17 protein-coding genes and 1 pseudogene are annotated in these 18,749 nt (G+C 42.1%); 15 read left to right on the top strand and 3 right to left on the bottom strand.

Translation table 11 applies throughout. From position 1 onward, the window contains the following. Positions 1 to 11 precede the first annotated feature (11 nt). From MKY48_RS19830 to MKY48_RS19805, 6 genes and pseudogenes are all read left to right on the top strand, one after another. A pseudogene (locus tag MKY48_RS19830) lies at positions 12 to 194 on the top strand (GNAT family N-acetyltransferase); the annotation flags it as partial. A 277-nt stretch (positions 195 to 471) separates the two neighbouring features. After that, positions 472 to 1,002: a hypothetical protein gene (locus MKY48_RS19825; protein ID WP_339290488.1), complete on the top strand. Its 531-nt coding sequence runs from the start codon at positions 472 to 474 to the stop codon at positions 1,000 to 1,002. Between the two features lie 126 nt (positions 1,003 to 1,128). Then, positions 1,129 to 1,941 carry a DUF2785 domain-containing protein gene (locus tag MKY48_RS19820; RefSeq protein WP_339290486.1) on the top strand — a complete coding sequence of 271 codons (813 nt, stop codon included), beginning with the start codon at positions 1,129 to 1,131 and terminating at the stop codon, positions 1,939 to 1,941. 357 nt (positions 1,942 to 2,298) lie between these two features. Beyond that, entirely contained in the window at positions 2,299 to 2,724 is a 426-nt protein-coding gene (locus tag MKY48_RS19815) for an NUDIX hydrolase (RefSeq protein WP_339290484.1), read from the top strand. 381 nt (positions 2,725 to 3,105) lie between these two features. After that, positions 3,106 to 3,258 carry a DUF6886 family protein gene (locus tag MKY48_RS19810; RefSeq protein ID WP_339290483.1) on the top strand — a complete coding sequence of 51 codons (153 nt, stop codon included), beginning with the start codon at positions 3,106 to 3,108 and terminating at the stop codon, positions 3,256 to 3,258. After that, complete coding sequence (locus MKY48_RS19805; protein WP_339290481.1) at positions 3,203 to 3,493, top strand: DUF6886 family protein; 291 nt, start codon at positions 3,203 to 3,205, stop codon at positions 3,491 to 3,493. Before MKY48_RS19810 ends, MKY48_RS19805 begins: the two co-directional genes overlap by 56 nt. 85 nt (positions 3,494 to 3,578) lie before the next feature. Here the strand turns inward: MKY48_RS19805 and MKY48_RS19800 are convergent, their stop codons facing one another. After that, positions 3,579 to 4,217, bottom strand: coding sequence for a hypothetical protein (locus tag MKY48_RS19800; RefSeq protein WP_339290480.1), 639 nt, complete (start codon positions 4,215 to 4,217; stop codon positions 3,579 to 3,581). Between the two features lie 192 nt (positions 4,218 to 4,409). On the opposite strand from MKY48_RS19800, the gene MKY48_RS19795 reads away from it, so the two are divergent. Next, complete coding sequence (locus MKY48_RS19795; protein ID WP_076321867.1) at positions 4,410 to 4,745, top strand: metalloregulator ArsR/SmtB family transcription factor; 336 nt, start codon at positions 4,410 to 4,412, stop codon at positions 4,743 to 4,745. 158 nt (positions 4,746 to 4,903) lie between these two features. Then, positions 4,904 to 6,667 (top strand): sulfate permease, encoded by a 1,764-nt coding sequence (gene sulP / locus MKY48_RS19790; protein WP_339290478.1) that lies wholly within the window; start codon positions 4,904 to 4,906, stop codon positions 6,665 to 6,667. 101 nt (positions 6,668 to 6,768) lie between these two features. Here sulP and MKY48_RS19785 read toward each other — a convergent pair whose 3' ends face one another. Next, a complete protein-coding gene (locus MKY48_RS19785; protein WP_339290476.1) occupies positions 6,769 to 9,033 on the bottom strand; it encodes a PQQ-dependent sugar dehydrogenase in 2,265 nt (754 codons plus the stop codon). Positions 9,034 to 9,383: 350 nt separating this feature from the next. Between MKY48_RS19785 and MKY48_RS19780 the strand changes: the two genes are divergently transcribed. The 7 genes from MKY48_RS19780 to MKY48_RS19750 all read left to right on the top strand — a co-directional run bounded on the left by MKY48_RS19780 (position 9,384) and on the right by MKY48_RS19750 (position 15,322). Then, the gene (locus MKY48_RS19780) at positions 9,384 to 9,968 is read left to right on the top strand and encodes a DUF3267 domain-containing protein (protein WP_339290475.1); all 585 of its coding nucleotides are present in this window, start codon (positions 9,384 to 9,386) and stop codon (positions 9,966 to 9,968) included. 75 nt (positions 9,969 to 10,043) lie between these two features. Continuing rightward, a complete protein-coding gene (locus tag MKY48_RS19775; RefSeq protein WP_339290474.1) occupies positions 10,044 to 10,538 on the top strand; it encodes a 2'-5' RNA ligase family protein in 495 nt (164 codons plus the stop codon). A 33-nt stretch (positions 10,539 to 10,571) separates the two neighbouring features. Continuing rightward, positions 10,572 to 11,162: a 2-phosphoglycerate kinase gene (locus MKY48_RS19770; protein ID WP_339290472.1), complete on the top strand. Its 591-nt coding sequence runs from the start codon at positions 10,572 to 10,574 to the stop codon at positions 11,160 to 11,162. Between the two features lie 41 nt (positions 11,163 to 11,203). Beyond that, complete coding sequence (locus tag MKY48_RS19765; RefSeq protein ID WP_339290470.1) at positions 11,204 to 11,626, top strand: hypothetical protein; 423 nt, start codon at positions 11,204 to 11,206, stop codon at positions 11,624 to 11,626. A 220-nt stretch (positions 11,627 to 11,846) separates the two neighbouring features. Beyond that, positions 11,847 to 12,389 carry a GNAT family N-acetyltransferase gene (locus MKY48_RS19760; RefSeq protein ID WP_076321860.1) on the top strand — a complete coding sequence of 181 codons (543 nt, stop codon included), beginning with the start codon at positions 11,847 to 11,849 and terminating at the stop codon, positions 12,387 to 12,389. 162 nt (positions 12,390 to 12,551) lie between these two features. Beyond that, the gene (locus MKY48_RS19755) at positions 12,552 to 13,160 is read left to right on the top strand and encodes a YdcF family protein (protein ID WP_339290468.1); all 609 of its coding nucleotides are present in this window, start codon (positions 12,552 to 12,554) and stop codon (positions 13,158 to 13,160) included. 698 nt (positions 13,161 to 13,858) lie between these two features. Further along, the gene (locus MKY48_RS19750; protein WP_339290466.1) at positions 13,859 to 15,322 is read left to right on the top strand and encodes a glycosyl hydrolase family 18 protein; all 1,464 of its coding nucleotides are present in this window, start codon (positions 13,859 to 13,861) and stop codon (positions 15,320 to 15,322) included. 1,010 nt (positions 15,323 to 16,332) lie between these two features. On the opposite strand, the gene MKY48_RS19745 is transcribed toward MKY48_RS19750, so the two are convergent. Continuing rightward, entirely contained in the window at positions 16,333 to 18,690 is a 2,358-nt protein-coding gene (locus MKY48_RS19745) for an Ig-like domain-containing protein (RefSeq protein WP_339265686.1), read from the bottom strand. Positions 18,691 to 18,749 lie beyond the last annotated feature (59 nt).

Below are 18,749 nucleotides of genomic sequence, written 5' to 3'. Positions count from 1 at the left end.
CCGTTGGACCTGAATGGGCAAAGGAGAATAAACTTATCGGTCTTATGCTCGAAACTCAAGATGTTAATATTTCAGCATGTAGGTTTTACTCCAAGAACAATTTTATTATCGGTGGAGTTGATAATATGCTTTATTCAAAATTTCCGACAGCTAATGAAAAAGCAGTATTCTGGTATAACAAATTTGAAGATTGATAAAGATTGAAGCAGTTTGGAAGATGGGCAAGGGAATCGCATAACAATGCGTTTACGCAGCGGGCAGGCTGACGCCCGTGGGCTGCTGGAGAGACTTCGAGGAAGAGGTTTCTTGCAGACCGTTATATGAGAGATCTGTAATACAATTAAGCGAGGATACTATGTGGCGAAGCCACTTAGTCGCTGTGCTCCCTTAAGCCACTCGGACTCAAGAACACAACAACGTTAGGTGAAACCATGTATAATAAATAGATCAAACCAAAGAAGAGGCGATATTTTGCTTGTTATCCGATCAACAAAGAATTTGTTAAGGGATATGAAAATCGATAAAACCATAACCACAATTGACATAGCTGATCCGTTCTTTAGTTGGCATGCTAATCTCGTTTTTGTGAACAAACGGAAGCATATAGTTTTAATAAATGATCTGTCGAGATTGAGTTTGACTTTAGCAGGAATTAGAAGTACCCAATACAAAAACCTGGAGAATATATTCAAGGAACAATTAAAGAATTATCTAATATCTGAAAACATTAACAATTCAACAATTAATGAATACCTAAACGAGTGTAATGAAGCTTTTTATACAACAACTAACAATAGAAGTGTTCTCGGAACACTGAATGATATTGTTCTAATCATGCAGGAAGTAAGAAAAGAATTTGATAATTATTATGATTTAAATAGATGGAATAATGATAGAGTTTACAAATCGATAGATCTAAATAATCAACGAGAATATCTTAGACCTATAGATTTATTTAATAAGGAATTAGAAAAACGATACATAGGATTATTTGACAGTTAATGAATCAAGGTTAATAAAATCGTCTAACATTACGTTCCCGAGCAGGGCAAATAGCTTCCCGGTCCTGTATTCCTGATGGAGATATCGCAACCTTAGTACTTGAACCCTAAACAAAAGGAGAAAAAAATGAACAACATTAAAAGCTTTCTGAGAGATGTAAGAGATAATAATTATAAGGTTCCTGAGGGAACAGATATTGATCAAGTAGTTCAAGAAATGATTCAACACATTGGGTCGATCGATGAGGAATTAAGGGATCAGCTCATTTATGGAACTTTAAGTAAATGGATAATGACTCAAGAACTAAGTATAGAAACAGTAAGAAAAGTATTATACGTTACCTTAGATGATGATCATTTATTCCATGGAATTGGGGATAACGATCAAGATACCGTATTTACGCGTTCTTTTTCAGTATTGTTCATACCACTTGCTTTACATTACAACGATATCTCCAATTATTTAACTGAAACAGATTATGAATATATTTACTCTAGAGTGACTTTATATTTTGAATTTGAAAAGGATTTTAGAGGATATGTGTCTGACAAGGGATGGGCACATTCGATTGCACATTCAGCTGATGCTTTAGATTCAATTGTCGCTTCGACCTATTATTCTCATGAACAGATATTGTTTATTTTAGAATTGGTAGGGGCAAAGGCTTGTGTTAATAACTATTATTTTACAAACGGTGAAGATGAAAGGATAGCCGAAGTCGTTCTTCAAATTGTAAAACGTAATACTCTAAAGAAAGATATTATAATTAACTGGGTGCAACAACTTGGAGGCTTTGAAAGATTGGGAATATATCCTCAAGATGAGATTATAAGAGGAAATACCAAAAACCTTTTACGAAGTGTCTATTTTAAATTACTGGATATTAGCGGATCTGAAGTTATAACAAATGAAATAATAAAAACATTAAAACAGCTTTAAAAAAACAAATCTAATTCTAGCTAAATCGAAGAAGTCCCGAACATCCGATAACAACATATTCACGCTGCGAGTAGTTGGTTAAAGAATCTCACAGAAGTTGCGTACGTCATACAACACCATATTCACGTATCGGGGCAATGCCCCTTGGTCCGGTCGGAGTTGAAGAGGATTCGACTGGAGCGAAGCTCAGATAACAGGGCGGAATCAGCTGGACACATCGATCTCCCTAAGATAGGAACGATCTATGGGAGATCGACGTCGTGAATACAAGAAAGTTAGGCGAAACCTGCGAAAGAGCATTTAGAAACAAAAATACCTTAGATCATAATTATATCAATCGATTAAGGAGAGACTTTTATGAATCCACCCAAGCATATTGTTTCGGCAGCTGCCATTGTAATAAATGAAAAAAACGAATTGTTGCTTATTAAAGGACCAAGAAGAGGCTGGGAGATGCCTGGTGGTCAAGTTGAAGTAGGAGAATCTTTAAGTCACGCAGCCATAAGAGAAACCAAAGAGGAGTCAGGGATAGACATAGAAATTATCAAATTCTGTGGAATATTTCAGAACGTAGGAAATTCAATTTGCAATACACTATTTTTAGCGAAGCCTATAGGTGGAGAATTAATACAATCATCAGAGAGCTTGGAGTCAGGCTTTTTTCCAATAGAAGAAGCACTGAAAAAAGTTGTGTGGAAAGATTTTAGACAAAGAATTGAGTGCTGTTTAAGCCCAGAAACGCAACCGTTTTGTATTGAATTTAATGACGAGAAGAATATATGAGAGTATAGAGTATATAAAGACGCTGCATACATCATCTAACCATGTGCTCACGCTGCAGGACGTTGTACCCTTGGTCTACCCGAGGGATTTCGATGAAGAGGAATCAGGCAGGCAACGTGGGGCAAGACAAATTGATGATCCTGATCATTTGCGTCTAAATCCGGTTACAGGCTACAGACTTAAGCATAGATATGGAGCTAGACTACATTGAAGCAACGACTGAAGTCGGAAATCTCCAATCACAGAGGCTACTGAAGAAAATGGGACTTGTTCAAATGAAGGATTTGAAGGATGGATTATTTCACTTTACATTAAGGGATAGAGACGGCGTTAAGAAGTAAAGGAAATTACTGAAATACATATATAAAATGAGGTGCATGAATGCTTTTTCATTTTAGCGAAGAGGCTGATATTGAAATCTTCATCCCAAGAGAAAAACAGAATCGTTCAGATTTTCCGGCAGTCGTTTGGGCAATAGATGAGGAACATGAATTCTCCTATTACTTCCCAAGGGATTGTCCGCGAATCGTATGACCAATTTGAAGACGAGGGGTTTGAAGTTTTTGATAAGACTGCAGGATATTATATTTCCTATCAAACCGTAAAACCAATGGGTATAGAGAAGATTGATCGACTGGTTGAGAGACTGTTAAGTAAGGGAATTGAATTAAGGTTTACACCCAATTTATGTCCTCTTAGGGAAACAATTATTTCTTCAGATTTTAAGGGATATGGAATACATAGGTTTAATAATGCCAAGAAATTGTAGGAGGGAGCAGATGCTCCGTAAACTAGCAGATGCTCCGTAAACTAGCAGATGCTCCGTAAACTAGCAGATCTAAAACCTGCAGTTGTTATTTAGTGTTCTGAAATTTTTGACGATAATCATGTAGTTCTTTTTGAAAACGATAAAAAGGACCTGATAACATTTTAATGCTTCTTTTCAGGCTGATTTGCTTTTTTGGATCATGTTCAAAATACTCCAATTGGTCAATATTTTTATCTATTTTTTCCCGAAGTGTGAGTATGAACCCAATCGCAATGTGAGTTCTGGCTAACTCCTGAAGATCAGCAGCCAAAGCTTCGCTAAGATTTCGAATGTCCGGAAGGTGTAACGACTTTTCTACGAAGAAAACTTCTGGGGTGAAATCCTCACGAAAACCTTGTCCCGGTACTTGGTCCCAAAAGTCATTCCATTCTCGTAACAGGCCTGTTTCATACAACAAAAATTTAAGAAACCCACATAACCATGCCGTACAACTTGTATTACGTTGCTGACATCCAATTCCGTCCGCAAGATGCCTGCAACTATTACAGCAGGAGCCTCCATTGGCAATGCAGACTTTGCAAATAGGATCGGATCCGACCTCATGCAGAGCCTGAATACCAATCGTAATGACAGCTTGTCTGCTCACTTTTTTTAATAACGAAGTCGATGGGTGAATGGATAGCGAATCTTGTTGTGATGGATCATTAACCATAAAGCCTGACATTTCGCATCCACTCCTCATTTATTAATGGTATAAAATCAAATATTCAAAAATTTGAATATAAGGGGTATTATACGATAGTTGCAACCAAATAACAATCGATGCTCAGGCGCTTCTTTTTTACGCGATGTTTGGTATACGGTTGTGTTATTATATTCATATATTCAAAAGTTTAGCCACTGAGGGAGTATAGCCATGAACCAAAATCAAAATATTCAACAGTTTAAAGCTGATTTTTTTAAAGCGCTGGCTCATCCGATGAGAATTCGAATTCTTGAGGTGCTGAGCGAAGGGGATAAAAACGTCAACGAATTGCAAAGTATTTTGGGTTCAGAAGGTTCAGCCGTTTCTCAACAATTGTCAGTATTACGAAATAAAAATGTAGTTACTGGCTTAAAAGACGGAACATCGGTCATTTATTCCTTACGTGACCCGTTGATTAAAGAATTGCTAGCTGTTACAAAGCAAATATTCGATAATCATCTCGTTGATGCGATTTCTTTGCTTGAGGTCATCCGAAATGAACCATAACTAAAAAAACAAGGGCATCCGTGAGCAATACTCAGGAGCACCTTGTTTTTTTCGTTTATAGAATAGACGATTTTAGCGATTGACATTATTCATTGGCAGGAGTAACATCTCACATATATTCAAATAATCAAATATATGAAAAAAAGAAGGTAAAGCAGATGAAATGGACGGGAAGATTTGAGGGATATCATGCATCCGCATTTCGTAAAGATCTTATTTCAGGCCTGATTGTTGGTATTATCGCCATTCCATTAGGAATGGCGTTTGCTATTGCTGCTGGTGTCAAACCCGAGTATGGTATTTATACAACCATCGTTGCCGGTATTTTAATTTCTTTGCTCGGAGGCTCTAAATTTCAAATTGGGGGACCGACCGGTGCATTCATCCCCATCCTTTTCGCTATAGTCATGCAATATGGATACGAAAATTTGCTGATTGCCGGATTCATGGCTGGCATCATCCTTGTCTTAATGGGATTATTTAAACTTGGTGCGTTGATTAAGTTTATTCCTCGCCCGGTAACCATTGGATTTACGGCTGGAATCGCAGTAATTATCTTCAGCGGACAAATTGCTAATTTTTTGGGTCTAAGTGGTATCGAGAAACATGAAAATTTTCTGCCTAACATGAAGGAAATTGTGATGCATCTGACAACCACGAATATCTACAGCGTCATAACAGCCGGGGTTTGTTTGGTTGTCCTTCTCCTTACACCCAGAATTATGCCGAAGGTTCCGGGTTCCTTAGTGGGGCTTGTCGTATCCAGTGTGGTTGCGGCTGTGTTCTTCAAAGGTGATGTAGCAACGATTGGATCATCATTCGGAGCAATTCCTAGTACATTACCTCAATTCCATTTTCCGCAAATAACCTGGGACCGTATTGAAATGCTGATTCGTCCCGCTTTTATTATCGCGATGTTGGGTGGTATTGAGTCTTTGTTATCGGCTGTTGTAGCCGATGGCATGACCGGCAGTCGTCATCATAGCAGTCGTGAACTGATTGGGCAAGGCATCGCGAATATGGTGACACCTCTATTTGGAGGTATTCCAGCAACTGGTGCCATTGCACGGACAGCAACCAATATCAAAAGCGGTGCTGTCTCGCCTATGTCCGGAATAATACATGGTATTGTTGTTTTTTTGGTACTCATTTTGTTTGCACCTTATGCATCTGAGATTCCACTTGCCAGTATGGCTCCCATCCTGATGCTGGTTGCTTGGAATATGAGCGAACGAAGAGAATTTGCTCACGTCTTGAAAACCAAAACGAGCGATTCCATTGTACTCCTCATTACATTTATACTAACCGTATTTACGAATTTAACGACTGCTGTTGAAGTGGGGTTAATCTTAGCTGTCATTCTGTTTGTGAAACGAATGAGTGACGTTTTGAGAGTAACTAAAGTGCTTCCCGATCCAACTGATAACCATGAAAAAGTAAAGGCACACATGGTAACCGAGGGGCATGATTGTCCCCAAATCGGTATGTACACAATTGAAGGTCCGCTCTTTTTTGGTGCCGCGAACATGTTTGAGAAGTCGATCATGGATACGATTCATCAAAGACCTAAAGTCTTACTTCTACGCATGGGGAAAGTACCCTTTATGGATACAACAGGGGAGCACAATTTAACCAGCTTAGTTAAACACTTCAAGAAGTTTGGTGGGTTGGTTCTTATATCAGGTGTCCAACCACAGCCTATGGAAGTATTGAAGAGAACTGGCTTGTTTGATTTTATTGGGGCGGCTCACTTCTTTGGGCATACGGGTGAGGCGATTGATTACGCATTATCCCGATTGGATCATAACAAATGTTTAGGATGTAAACATTTTGCTTTCCGCGAATGTACCACATTATCGAACAAGGTGCTCCAAAAGGATGCTATACAAGGAGCTCGTTGCTTAGATACAACAAGTCGATGAAATTATATGATCTGTGGTTTCAGCTGTAACTTAAACCAGCGTGTGCCAATGTGGTATCGGCACGCGCTGGTTTGTATAGCTATTAACATGATTCAAATTCGCTAGAAGTTAGGAACCAATCGAACAAGTTTATCCGGAGAGCCGTCACCATTTTTGTCGCCGTTGTTACTGGTAACGAAATAAAGCGAACCGTCCGGCGCTTCGACAATGTCGCGAATGCGGCCGTATTTATTCACAAACAGATAATTAAGATCACTACTGTTGATCGTCGGCTTTCCGTTCTGCTCTCCAATGACCATGCGGATGATCTGTTTACCTTTTAGGTTGGTAACAAGAAGATTGCCTGCCCATGGCCCTTGAGTTACAAAGGTCATGCCGGAGGGAGCCCAGGTTGTACCGCTTGCATAAATCAGAGGAGGTGTAATGCCTGTTTGATTCTGATTTCCGCCCTCATATTTAGGCCAGCCGTAATTGTTACCGGGCTCGATGAAGTTGATTTCGTCCTTGGAGGATTCACCATGCTCCGATTCAAAGAGACGGTTCGTTCCAGGCTGCCATGCTAATCCTTGAGGGTTCCGGTGTCCACGGCTATAGATTGGAGAAGAGGCGCCAAATGGATTGTCAGCAGGAATGGTACCATCCAAATTCAGGCGGAATATCTTCCCTCCGAGGTAAGAGAGTGTATCATCTTTATTTCCGTAGTTGCCGTCGCCGAAATACAGTTTGTTGTCCGGACCTATTTTCAAGCGGCCGCCATTGTGATAGACCGCACCAGGGAGATTAGTGATCAGAACCTTGTCAATTGTAGCCTTGTTGTTAATCTCTTTAAGACGAACAACCCTGTTGGCTACTTTGTTGTCGGATGTTTTGTAGGAATGATAGATATACATGTAATGATTGGTGGCAAAATTAGGATCAAGCGCCAGTCCCAATAAGCCGCCTTCACTCTTAGGCATATAATAAAAAGGAGAGCTGAGCGTAATGACCGGTGTTGATTTCAAATTCCCGTTCTCAACGACACGAACTCTGCCGCTGTTGCGTTCCGTGAAGAAGATCCGTCCATCCGGTGCGAAATCGATAGCCCATGGGGTTTCCAAGTTGTTAGCGACAACTTCTGGTATATATGGATCGGAAGAGGCAGGGTTCGTTTTAACCGACAACGCTTGGCTGGCCTCAGATATATTTCCTGCTAAATCCCTGGCGTTAACGGTGAAGCTGTATGTGGTATTTGCCGTTAGTCCTGTTACCTTGAAGGATGTGACAGACGTGCTGCCTGCTAATGAGCCGTTTTTATAAATATCGTACTCATACACGCCTACGTCATCTGTCGATGCCGTCCAGGTCAAATGGACTGATGAAGATGTTTTGCTTGAGCTTTCAAGTTCTGTCGGGGCAGTCGGTGCCTGAGTATCGGTTTGGTTCGTCGTTTTCACGGTGAGAGGACTGCTGGCATTGGAAATATTCCCTGCTGTATCTCTTGCCCTGACCGTGAAATTATATGTGGTATTCGGGGTTAAACCGGTAAAGGTGTAGGAAGTATCCGTTACATTCGCTTGCGCCAACACATCGTCTTTATACACGTCATAATCCTTCACGCCAACATCATCCAATGATGCAGTCCAGGATATGCTTGCCGTTGTATCGGTTACACTGGTTGCTTGCAAGTGGGTCGGTTCGGTAGGCGGGTATACATCACCTGACGCATTTACCTTCACCTTGTCAAAAATAGCCGTGCTTAATTTAGACTCATTATGGCTGCTGACAGCCAATCCTACATACAACGAGGCATTTATGTTTAGAGTCACATTGCCTAAATCGCCCCAGTTCAATCCGTTGTTGGATACATATCCTTTAATGACGTTGCCTTTACGTTCTAGCTTTATCCAGGCTGGGCTGGTCGATGCAATTTTCTCGCTTTGGGAAGTTCCGCCTGTTTCTGCCCGGTACTGGAATGTGAACCCGTTCGAAGGTGTCAACAGCAAATCGACATGCTTGGAATCAGCATTCAGCGTTTCCCTTATCATGATACCGGCCTTGGCGAATTCGTGTGAATTGGTTTGAGAAGAGACAAGGGCGATAATTGCGCCGTCTCCCGTCCAGGGCTGGTACACATAGTTAAACTGATCTGATTTACCCCAGATGTCCTTGCCCGCACCGCTTACGGAAAATTGATCAGCAGTTGGATCATAAGAAGCATTGCCCTTCACCGACGGTGAACCGATATTTTGTTGCTTCCACGGACTCGGCACAGCAGCAGCTGCTGTTTCTTCCTCAACCTCTGCCTCAGCAAAGCCCGAGGTAGGAAATAATGTGATCAACATACAAATGCAGAGACTTAAGACCATCATTTTGCTTCGTGTGATCATCGCGACACTTCCTTTTTAATTTTTGGAATGACAACAGGGGAAGGCTTTGACAAACAATGAATCATGAATTCCTCCTTTCCAAAAGTTAAACCGCTTATACTTTCGACTTCTACTTTACCACATTTGGATAAAAAAGGGTTTAATTTTTTGAATAAAATCCCAATGTATGGTTTCTGAGAAGAGAAGTTGATCTCTTCTGTAATTTCTGGCTGTCGCCTTCTTGTGGACAGATGTATAATCATGGAAGAAGCCCCGCTACAAGAACATATGATTGATCATTAACGGGAACTATGTAGTGGTCGTGCATCAAAGAGGTACCGATTGAATTGGAAAAGGAGCGAAATTAACACATGATTTTATGGTTTAAAAATCTTCCTGCAACAGATACTGATTTTTCTTCATGGATTCCTTTTATTCGAAAGCCTTGGTTCCGAACACATTATATGAAGTTTGTATATTTGTTAATGATAAGTATTGCATTAGCACCTGGCCTTGTTTTTGGCGTTGATTTAATCTCACAATTGATTACGGAAACCAATCCAGTATTTAGCAGTACCAGTAGTAGTGTTGTGTTTTATATAACATTAATCCTATTTAGTGCTTGTATATTCGTGATACATGAGTTCTTTCACATTATAGTTATCTATAAGCTTGGTGATATAAGTTTGACTTTTAGCAGCATATTTTTTTGGCTTAATACAGATGCTCCCCTATCAAAAAAGAGGTTTTGGTTATTCATGAGTCTTCCGCTTATGATGTTGTCTATAGTTCCAGCTTTTGCTTCAATAGGTATGAGCGGATTCATGAAATCACTCATGTTATATATTTGTTGGTTTAACATGGTCCTATCATCTTCAGATATCATCAATTCTTTTCTAATTCTTATTAAACCTAAGAATAGTATATTTTGTAGAGGATACTACCGTTTGCAGTAATATCATCATGGTCTGCAATAGCTTATAAAGCGAGGTGTAGCTGCATTGGAGTATTACTTCGGAATTGTCCCACCCATGGATATTCACGATAAAATTATAAAATTAAGAGACAAGTATAACGGTCATCAAAGTTCCGGACCCCACATTACGGTAAAAGCATCGTGTGGACTAACGGAAGATATAGGGTGGCTACCACCATGTCAAAAGGTGATTTCGGAATTTGGTGATTTTCCAATACGTGTGGGAGACCTAAAATTTTTCGGGAATATGGATGTCCTTTATTTAGAAGTGAAATCCCATGAGTTAGTAGAACTACATAAGAGACTTGTAACGATATTTAACCCCAATCAGGAACAAATCATGAAATGTTTTGAGTTAGAACGATATAAACCGCATATCACGGTTGCTCGAAAATCTGTAGTTTCTGACTGGATCATCGAAATGAAGAAGGAGCTGGAGTTGTATGTTAGCTTAGTTCAAGAATTTCAAGCAACTCATATCAGCTTGTTCTATAGAGCGGATAAAAAAGAGAAATATAAAAAAAGGGCTGATTTTTGCCTAACGAGTTGATGCCTATGCCATTAAAGGAGGATTGTGACGAACATGATCATACTAATCAGCGGGAATAGCTGCACGGGTAAGACCTATATGGCACAACAATTGCTGGAGAGGTATCACGTTCCATATCTTTCGATCGACCATTTGAAAATGGGATTATACAGAGCGGATATGAACTGTGGCTTCACCCCCCTGGATTCAACAGAGTTTATCGGTGAAAAATTATGGCCGATCCTCAAGGGGATCATCAAGACGAACATCGAGAATAATCAGAATCTAATCATTGAGGGCTGCTACATCCTGCCTCACCATCTTCAGGATATCGAGCCATCCTACTCAGAGCACATCATACCGGTATTCTTGGGATTCTCAACCACGTATATTCAGCAAAACTTCCAATCCAACATCATTCAACATCGAAATGCTATCGAAACTCGGATGTATCCTGAAGAAGGAACGGTTACAGATTATATACAGGAGCATGATGCTTTCCGTGAAAAGTGTTTAGCTTCTGCTGCTGTCCCATATTTTGAAATTAAAGAGAACTACGAAGAAGAAATTACAAAAGTATATGACTACATCGAAAGTGAGAAGCAGAAAATCGAAAGTGGAAATCGATTAAATAACAAGTCGTGAAATATAAAGGATGTGCCCTATTTAATAATATGGAGTAGCCTATGAAAAAACAATTAGTACTTGTCCTTGCAGTGGTCCTATCCATGTTTTTATTATTTCATGTTAATCAATGGATGAAGAATGAATATGAAATATGGACGAACATTGTAAATCGGGAGTGGGATGCAAAAGGGACGGGTGTGTATTTTTATGAAGAAAATAATCAAAAGTATGGTCTCTATATGATATATGGAAGTGGACTTCCAGTCATTTCTTCTCATAAATCCAAGGTCAGAATCATAAATGATCATGAGATTGAGATGGAGATTCCTGATCATTCCATGAATGTGCAGTCAACAGACCAAAAACTACATGTATCCAGATTAAAATGGAATCAGGGTAAGTTGACCATGGACGGGCTGACATTTGACGCTTCAGAGACTTCTGAGAAACATGAGTGGGTTTTAAATCTACGAGCGAAATAGTATCGCTGTAATCAAGGAAAGGAAGGAGTTATGGAATTATTCTTATATCATTATTATGATGCAGAAGCCGGACCCTTTCGAAATTTATCCGCACTATCCATAGAAGAAGCGCAGCAAGTACAGAGAAGACTCCAACAAAATAAAAATATGTTTCTTTTTTTGAATAATCTATAGGAATGAGATGAAGTTATAGAACCTAAAGAATGGTGGGAGTACATGCATGATCATAATTGATTTGTTAGAAAATGACATAGAAAAGATAAATCAAACAGCTAGGCTATTGCATGAGAGTTTTGAAGCATGGCCCACAATAGATTCTGCCATACGTGAAGTTTTCGAATCTCTTAGTGATGATTCAATTAGTAGAGTATTAGTTAATGGGGATGATGAAGTTATCGGGTGGATTGGCGGGAGAAGTCAGTATGACGGTAATGTGTGGGAACTGCATCCGTTAGTTATTAGAAAAGATAGTAGAATGCGAGGTTTTGGCAAGTTATTAGTGATCGATTTTGAACGTCAGGTCTACCAACGCGGAGGTATAACCATCATATTGGGTACGGATGATGAGTATAATCAAACCAGTCTAGCAAACGTGAATTTGTATGATGATATTCCGGCCCATCTATCCAATTTTGAAAGTCTAGATCACCCAGCGAACTTTTATAGAAAGTTAGGTTTTGTAATCGTCGGCGTTATACCAGATGCGAATGGAATAGGAAAACCGGATATTATTATGGCAAAGCGTGTTAAATCTGTAGATTAGATTAAAGTATAGAGTTTCCTAACGGATGCTGCTGCCGTTCAGTCCAAGTTAATGGGACAATGAGGGCTCCAGACGCTGCAAAGCTATTGCAATTTTATCGATACTGAAGTCGACCAAGCTTTGCTTGGGTTTGATGAATATGATAAACGGGAGGCGTTCGTATTGTTGATCTCACAGATGAATCCGGAGACATTAACGAGAGAACAGATCACAACGGTGGTATTCGGGGCGGAAACGGAAGTGGATGATGGTACGCAGTCCGGAGATTGTATCTTTGTGTTTGGCGGAAAAAACCTGGATCGAGTATGGAAAGCGGTTGAATTATACAAAAGCGGTCGCGCCCCCTATCTATTATTAACTGGTGGAGACCGATTTGGCGAGTGGGAGCAACCCGAGGCGGTCATGATGCGGGATGAAGCGACAAAAATGGGTATTCCGCCAGAATCCATTTTTATTGAAACGATGTCCAACCATACGAAGGAAAACATTATGGCTTCCCTAACCGTGCTTGATCGGGCATTAGGGTTACAACGAATCCATCGACTCTTGCTCGTCAGTGCACCTGGTCATATGCGTCGATGCCAGCTGATGCTCAGGACCTTTATGCCTCCTTGGTATGAGTATGTGTGGTGCCCAGACCATCGTTCTCAAGGGAGGCGCGACAATTGGTGGACCAATCCTATCGAAGAGAAGCGTGTACTGAGTGAGCTTAACAAAGTGATTGGCGGGGTAAGGGGCCGATATTTTGTTGATGCGGATATTGAAATTTGAACATTATCACGATTTCGCTGAGTATATCCAGTTTTTAACCGTTACAAGGATTCGAACTTACTATATTTAAGCATGTTCGATAATTCGCATTTTAGGGTCTTCGATTCTCCAACGGAGAAGGCGGAAGCATGCTGGAGAAGCAGAGCGGTCCCCTTTGCCCCGGATTTCAACCTTGGAGAAGTACAATAAGAAATCTGGGGGTAACAGGGATCGAAAGTATGATCCGCATTCGTAGTGCTGCTTCACAAAGAGTTGGGTTTTTATCACCATTGTATACGGTCATGAGAGTGGCGAAATCTATCCGGAGATCCCGAAACATAACCCATAACTAAACTAACCATACAGCGGCCGTTTTCCTGAACACACTTCAAGGAGGACGGTTATTTTTATCTTGCAAAATAGGGAAGCAACCCTACGCTCAGGCCTAGGCCCGGGCGCATCTTGTTTGAAAATCTTCTTACATAGACTAAATTGATCCTCCAGAGCTATTTATAATAATTAACATATAAAGTAAATTTTTAACATATAAATCAACTTGCGAAATATGTAAATGAATCAAAATTGAGTAAGTGAAATGGATCATCTTGGTTTTTGAGAATGTAACAGGATGATTGTATTTTATACAGGAGGTGATGTTTGTCGTCTTATGCAAGATAGGGCTAAAGCTTAATTATCAATTATTGAGGAGGGATTAATGGATGAACAAGGGTTTATCCAGAGTGCTGAACAAATCAAGAGTGATGATGTTGCCTTTATTGGTCGTCGTGTCTATGATTATGAACTTTTTTCCCCTAGAGGTTTCTGCAGCAGAACGAGGTGCTTGGGCACCCAATGTGTCTTATGCCGTAAACGACAACGTGACATACGATGGGAAAGCGTATAAAGCCATTCAATCTCATACCTCATTACCCGGGTGGGAACCGCCTAATGTTCCTGCATTGTGGCAGTTTGTTCAAGGTGGTGGAGGTGGTGATACTGTAGCTCCGACAACTCCTACGAATGTAACTGTAAGCGCAGTCACCTCTTCAAGTGTTACTTTATCCTGGCAAGCATCTACGGACAACGTAGGCGTGACAGGATATGATGTATACCAAGGCACAGCCCTTGCCATATCTGTTACCGGTACGACAGCGACAATAACGGGTCTTTCACCGAAAACGACATATTCTTTTAAGGTCATTGCTAAGGATGCTGCCGGGAATCTTTCCCCTGCTAGTGCGACCGTGAATGCAACAACTACAGAAGGACCAGGCGGAGGTCCCCAGCCGACGAAGCATATATTGACAGGGTACTGGCAGAACTTTGTCAATGGTGCCAGCAAATTGAAAGTGAGAGATATACCGGATCAGTACGACATCATTGTTTTAGCGTTTGCCGAGATGGACCCTGCTAACCCTGGTGGTGTCACTTTCAATGTAGATTCTGCGCTATCCGCTGCTCTCGGTGGGTACACAAATGCTGAACTGATCGCGGATATTCAGGCTAAACGTGCTCAAGGCAAGAAGGTCATTATATCCATTGGAGGGGAAAAGGGAAACATTAATTTGAATAATCCTTCCCCGAATGTAGCGAACTTTGTGAATAGCATGTACGGAATCATCACTCAATTTGGACTTGATGGGATAGACATTGATCTGGAGCATGGCATGAATGTACCTAACTTAACCAATGCGATCCGCCAACTGAAGCAAAAAGTAGGAAATGATTTTGTTCTGACGATGGCTCCCCAAACGATAGACATGCAGAATCCAAACACCTCCTATATGAAGCTCTATAACAATCTAAAGGATATGACAACCGTAATTAACGTCCAGTATTATAATTCCGGATGCATGCTAGGTCGGGACGGAAAATGCTATTCCCAAGGCACTGTTGATTTCCTGACGGCTCTTTCAGACTTAACGCTGCAGTGGGTATCACCTTCCCAATTGGGATTGGGAGTACCTGCTACCTCTTCAGCAGCTGGAGGCGGATATGTTTCTCCAACGGTCGTAAATAATGCCCTGAATTGTCTAGCAACTGGAAACAGCTGTGGAAGTTATAAGCCCGTTGCTAAATACCCTGATATACGGGGAGCAATGACTTGGTCCATTAACTGGGATGCGACCACGAATTACACGCTTGCCAAAACGGTAAGACCATTCTTGAACACGCTGCCTTAACTTAAGGATACTGTACAATCAGTACAACGTGTGTACTGCTCCTTGTGCGCACGTTGCGTGGTCCAGAGCTGTGTGGATGGCTGTCGACCATTAAGTAAATTATAGTTATCAAATAGGAAACCTCTCTTTGATATGTGGTGGTATAAAACCATCATTAACATGGAGAGGTTTCTGTTTGGTTTCTTTGCCGAAACTAGACGTTCGTGGTGCGTTCGTTTGTATGATTTTTCGAACAAAATATGAGATTGGTTGCTGACGGCAAGGCCGATTGTACGATATATAGTACAAATGCTGAATCTGGTTGCTTGCGGTATGCCCAATTGTACGATATATCGTACAATTGCTGAATCTGGTTGCTTGCGGTATGCCCATTTGTACGATATTTCGCACAAATGCTGAGTCTGGTTGCTTGCGGTATGCCCATTTGTACGATATTTCGCACAAATGCTGAATCTGGTTGCTTGCGGTATGCCAATTGTACGATATATCGTACAAATGCTGAACCTGGTTGCTTGCGGTATGCCCAATTGTACGATATTTCGCACAAATGCTGAGTCTGGTTGCTGACGGCAAGCCCATTTGTACGATATTTCGCACAAATATTGAATCTGGTTGCTGACGGCAAGCCCGATTGTACGATATTTAGCACAAATGCTGAATCTGGTTGCTTGCGGCAAGCCCAATTGTACGATATATCGTACAAATGCTGAGTCTGGTTGCTTGCATGATGCCCATTTGTACGAAATATAGTACAAAAGCTAAGACATGGCCGTTATGGGAGGTGCATACATGATCATATTAATCAGCGGGAATAGCTGTACAGGTAAGACCTACATGGCCCAACAATTTTGTTGATGCGGATATTGCTATTAACTAGGTGCGATCATTTCCCGTACGATCCTATAGAGAGAATGTCGATTCCTTCAAAAATAGTGAAGCAAGATACGCCCAGGCTTAGGCCTGGGCGTATCTTGTCTAAATGCGACTGTAACGTACAATCAAACTGAGCCTCAAGGCTCCCATATCACCGTTGGGTACGGGAGTTGGTCACAAGCACTGGCCCAGTAATAGGAGTCGGCCATGATGCGCCGTGGCAGGAAACCGATCTCGCCACGGGATGCGGAGATGAGCTCGGATTGCGATTGGAACACGCCTTCCGCATTTGTTGTGGCATTAACATATTTGCCTGCCATATGGGTGAATCTTCCGCTGATCTTGGCCGTAACAGGCTGCCTTGTTTCCATATCAACCATCTGCATGGATACTCTGGCGGCACCATTAGAATAGGTGATGGTCATCTGATCAATAACCATCGGTTTCATGGTGGACGGCGCCGTTGTTGCTGAAGCAGCCGCGCTGGGAGCGCCTTCATTGCCGCTGATATCGACTGCCGTGATTTTATAATAATAGGTGGTGCTCGGCAGCAGTCCGGCATCTTTGTAGGAAAGTCCTTTAGAGGTTCCCGCGTAAGTAGCGGGTCCGATCTCAAAGTCGGCTTCAGTCCCGCGGTAGATCCGATAAGCATTCACGGCCGAGTTATCCATCGCCATATTGTAAGTTATATTAATGCGTTGAAAATCAAACGTGGCAGCTGTTGCCCCGCTAACCGTACTTGGCGGTTCATGATCAGCAGGAGGCTGCCATGCGTAGCCGCCAGGTCCCCATTCGCTTGGAAAATCAACGATCGAGGAGTAGTGATGGAGAGCGATGCCTCCAAACGCTGAATCGTTCAGAAAAGCGTCATACACTTTGTTTAACTCCTGCTCCATGTAAGTTCGCCCTTCTTCATGGAAGCTGATGGTTTCCGGATCCCCGCCATCCGCGATGTCTTTCGTCTCGACTCCGATCACAACCGACTTCGGCTTGCCGATCGTATTTGCATAGGCCAGCTCGTTCAGCGCTTGTGCGATAATACCGGCGCTCCCATCGGCCTGATCGCGATAATTCATAATCGAAATATAATCGGCCGTGTCCTGAATATGCTCAGACAGCCATTTCGTCTTTCCATTCCATGTAATATTGCTGGCGTCGGCCGAAGTGTCGTACCATCTAGGAATCGCTGCGCCGACTGACAAGGCGAGTCCCGATGCCTGCTTACGTTCCATCAGCAGCTGCAGCATATCCAGGTACTGAACCTGGACGGAAGGCTTTGCTGTTTTGAAATCCGGCAGGATATACGGTTCTGTATCCAAGTTCACGCCATCAAAACGAGCAGACTCGCCGGAGGCCAAATTGTAATTCAGTATCTGCTCAAATTCCCTTACGGCATGAGACTGATATCGATTATAGGCTCCGAAGTAAGGTGGGGTGGTACCACCGGCGATCAACGCTTGAACCCGAAAACCCTCGGCGTGTGCCCACTCGATGAATTGTTGGACCTTACTACGATGATCTTCCAGCATTTTGGTTCCGTTATATTGACCTACAGCCAAATAAAGCGTCGTAATCGGACGTTGATTAAAGGTTGCGGTATCCTTTGCCATGGACAAGAGGACAACGCGGGAATTCGAATTCAGAACGAGAGGGTAGGAGGCATTTTCCCAGATCCAGATCGCACGATCTTGATCTGTCAGCGGTTCTGAGTTATAGGTGCTGCTAGTTACCGTTTCAGGGTTCGTCGCGGAGGGACTGTATACTTCTTCAATTACGTTGAAGGGAGTTGGGTGGAAGAGATTCGTATAAACGGCATCTGTAACCGTCGCGGGATGATTACCTTGGTTAACCGGTGGCTGCCCCCCTGTTCTTGCATAGACCGTTAGGCTATAGCCTATATTGCCATAAGAATCGGCTGCTCTGGCTTCCAGACTGTGAACCCGTCGCGGGGATTGACGCGAATCAAATGTATATTTATAGCCGTTTTTGGCAGGGGAGACCTGCAGCCATTCTCCACCATCGATGCGGAGCTCAACCAGTGATATCGGATTTTTACCTGCTGCGGATATGTTAATATCCATTTTGTTGCGCTGCAAAGTATACTCAATAGGGCTGGTAATCTCCACTTCTGGAATATGAGCTGCAGGATTATCGATGTTCAGGTGAATCCAAGGAGACCAGATTCCATAACGCGTAACCGCGTCATTTGCTTTCAGCACCATTTCGACTGAACCGTCCAATTGACTCGTATCGAGCTTGTAGGACCAGGTCCCACTGTCATCGCCATTGGGATCATCCATCTGAACATCCGTTACAAACTCTCCGTCTACGATGAGTTGAAGCTCATACACACCATTGTAGGTCCCGAATAACTCAGACACACCCGGCTGAAGCGTTTGCCCATCCTGATGGGAATCGATTGTAATTAACGCTGCTGCCTTGGCATGTGGGAGTGGAACCCAGATTGTAGAGATGAGCACTGCCGCCAGAAACAAAAGCCCGCACCTACGTAAATGTGAAAGCATTATCGTAGTCACATCCTTGTCAGTTTGAT

The sequence above is a fragment of the Paenibacillus sp. FSL W8-0187 genome (genome assembly GCF_037969755.1).
In the GTDB taxonomy this organism is placed as follows: Bacteria; Bacillota; Bacilli; order Paenibacillales; family Paenibacillaceae; genus Paenibacillus_AQ.
The sequence above is the reverse complement of the archived record's forward strand: the minus strand, read 5'-3'. Positions and strand labels throughout refer to the sequence as shown.

Bases quoted from the DNA above. Each gene is read 5' to 3' on its own strand.
- MKY48_RS19815 (WP_339290484.1), top strand. From the start codon at position 2,299: ATGAATCCACCCAAGCATATTGTTTCGGCAGCTGCCATTGTAATAAAT.
- MKY48_RS19820 (WP_339290486.1), top strand. From the start codon at position 1,129: ATGAACAACATTAAAAGCTTTCTGAGAGATGTAAGAGATAATAATTAT.
- MKY48_RS19770 (WP_339290472.1), top strand. From the start codon at position 10,572: ATGATCATACTAATCAGCGGGAATAGCTGCACGGGTAAGACCTATATG.
- MKY48_RS19780 (WP_339290475.1), top strand. From the start codon at position 9,384: ATGATTTTATGGTTTAAAAATCTTCCTGCAACAGATACTGATTTTTCT.
- MKY48_RS19765 (WP_339290470.1), top strand. From the start codon at position 11,204: ATGAAAAAACAATTAGTACTTGTCCTTGCAGTGGTCCTATCCATGTTT.
- sulP (WP_339290478.1), top strand. From the start codon at position 4,904: ATGAAATGGACGGGAAGATTTGAGGGATATCATGCATCCGCATTTCGT.
- MKY48_RS19800 (WP_339290480.1), bottom strand. From the start codon at position 4,217: ATGTCAGGCTTTATGGTTAATGATCCATCACAACAAGATTCGCTATCC.
- MKY48_RS19785 (WP_339290476.1), bottom strand. From the start codon at position 9,033: ATGATCACACGAAGCAAAATGATGGTCTTAAGTCTCTGCATTTGTATG.
- MKY48_RS19810 (WP_339290483.1), top strand. From the start codon at position 3,106: ATGCTTTTTCATTTTAGCGAAGAGGCTGATATTGAAATCTTCATCCCA.
- MKY48_RS19750 (WP_339290466.1), top strand. From the start codon at position 13,859: ATGAACAAGGGTTTATCCAGAGTGCTGAACAAATCAAGAGTGATGATG.
- MKY48_RS19775 (WP_339290474.1), top strand. From the start codon at position 10,044: ATGGATATTCACGATAAAATTATAAAATTAAGAGACAAGTATAACGGT.
- MKY48_RS19795 (WP_076321867.1), top strand. From the start codon at position 4,410: ATGAACCAAAATCAAAATATTCAACAGTTTAAAGCTGATTTTTTTAAA.
- MKY48_RS19760 (WP_076321860.1), top strand. From the start codon at position 11,847: ATGATCATAATTGATTTGTTAGAAAATGACATAGAAAAGATAAATCAA.
- MKY48_RS19805 (WP_339290481.1), top strand. From the start codon at position 3,203: ATGAGGAACATGAATTCTCCTATTACTTCCCAAGGGATTGTCCGCGAA.